1 protein-coding gene is annotated in these 1,192 nt (G+C 58.6%); it reads left to right on the top strand.

Features of this window, described 5'->3' with window-relative positions; translation table 11 throughout:
* Window positions 1–108 precede the first annotated feature (108 nt).
* The gene (gene yjiA, locus QMX86_RS28080; RefSeq protein WP_122747554.1) at window positions 109–1,080 is read left to right on the top strand and encodes a GTPase; all 972 of its coding nucleotides are present in this window, start codon (window positions 109–111) and stop codon (window positions 1,078–1,080) included.
* The last annotated feature ends 112 nt before the right edge of the window (window positions 1,081–1,192 follow it).

Below are 1,192 nucleotides of genomic sequence, written 5' to 3'. Positions count from 1 at the left end.
GCTCGCGAATACGGAGTGTCAGTTGATGGATGATTTGACTGACACACCGCTTTCGCGAGCAGGCTCGCTCCCACATTTGTTTTTGTGTTCTTTTCAGGAGATCGGGTTTTGTCTTCTCCCATTCCGGTAACGGTTCTCAGCGGTTTCCTCGGCGCCGGCAAGACCACCTTGCTGCGTCATTTATTGAAAGCCGAGCACGGCCTGAAAATCGCCGTGATCGAAAACGAATTCAGCGACGCCGGCATCGATACCCAGCTGTTGGGTGACGAGCCGGTGCAAGTCATGACCCTGGCCAACGGCTGCGTCTGCTGCACCATTCACACCGATCTGACCAAGGCGCTGTACTTGCTGCTTGAGCGCCTGGACAGTGGCGAGATCGCCTTCGACCGTCTGGTGATCGAGTGCACGGGTCTCGCGGATCCGGCGCCGGTGGCGCAGACCTTTTTCATCGATGAAGAGCTGCGCGAGCGTTATCTGCTCGACGGCATCATCACCCTGGTCGACGCCGCTCACGCCGACGTGCACCTGACCCAGACCATTGCCCAGGCGCAGATCGGTTTCGCCGATCGCTTGCTGGTGAGCAAAACCGATCTGGTCGATGAGGCGACGTTCACTGCGCTGAGCGAGCGCCTTACGCGAATCAACCGCCGCGCGCCGATCCGTGTGGTCGAGCATGGCAACATCGATCTGGCTGAATTGCTGGATGTACGCGGCTTCAACCTCAATGCTGACCTGGGCGGCGGTCTGAGCCTGCGTCCGGTGAGCAAGGCACCGTCGATCGATCGCATCTCCAGTCTGGTGCTGCGCACCGATCAGGCGCTGGATATCGATCAGCTCAGCGAGTTCATGAACGAGCTGCTGGAAGAGCACGGCAAGCAATTGCTGCGCTACAAAGGCGTGCTGAATATTGCCGGCGAAGATCGGCGGCTGGTTTTTCAGGGTGTGCTGAAACTCTATGGTTTCGACTGGGACAGCGAATGGGCCGAGGGCGAGACGCGGGAGAGTGTGATCGTGTTTATTGCCGATGACTTGCCGGAAGAGAAAATCCGGGCGGGGTTTGCCAGGGTTGCTTCTGACTGATGATTTTTCGGTGTCAGCGCTGACGCCATCGCGGGCAAGCCCGCTCCCACAGGTTTATTGGTGTACCCACAATCTGTGAGCGACAAATAACCCTGTGGGAGCGGGCTTGCCC

The sequence above is a fragment of the Pseudomonas sp. PS01270 genome (genome assembly GCF_029959775.1).
In the GTDB taxonomy this organism is placed as follows: domain Bacteria; phylum Pseudomonadota; class Gammaproteobacteria; order Pseudomonadales; family Pseudomonadaceae; genus Aquipseudomonas; species Aquipseudomonas atacamensis.
This window is presented reverse-complemented; position numbering and strand designations above follow the sequence as displayed.